This window comes from Streptomyces colwelliae, from assembly GCF_048158785.1.
Taxonomy (GTDB): domain Bacteria; phylum Actinomycetota; class Actinomycetes; order Streptomycetales; family Streptomycetaceae; genus Streptomyces.
In genome coordinates, this window is sequence record NZ_JBLTJC010001087.1 from 1 (window position 1) to 381 (window position 381).

Annotated in this window: 1 protein-coding gene; it reads right to left on the reverse strand. The window is 65.4% G+C overall.

Translation table 11 applies throughout. The annotated features are described in order from the left end of the window. The coding region (locus tag ACNFOC_RS55940; RefSeq protein WP_416966517.1) for an ABC transporter permease subunit at nt 1-381 on the reverse strand (381 nt) is incomplete at both ends.

Consider the following 381-nt stretch of genomic DNA (forward strand, 5'->3'; position numbering starts at 1 on the left):
TACGCGGTTCTTGTCGATGCCGACCAGCGCCACCGCGCCCGGATCCTCGCGGGTCGCCTCCAGCGCGCGGCCGAAGTCGGTGCGGTGGATGAAGAAATAGAGGCCGGCAAAGGCCGCAATCGAGACCGCTGCGCCGATCAGTTGCGGTTCCGGCAGGAAGATGCCGGCGACCGAGACGGTTTTGCCACCGGCGAAGGACTGCGGGATGCTGCGATAGTCCGGCGTGAAGAAGAACTGCGCGAGGCCGCGCATCAGGATGGCAAGGCCGAAGGTGGTGAAGATCTGCACCATGCCGGCATTGGCCTTGGCCCGCATCGCGAAGCGTACGACGAGGAGATAGACGACCGCTCCGAACACGAACATGGCCGCGGCGACCAATGG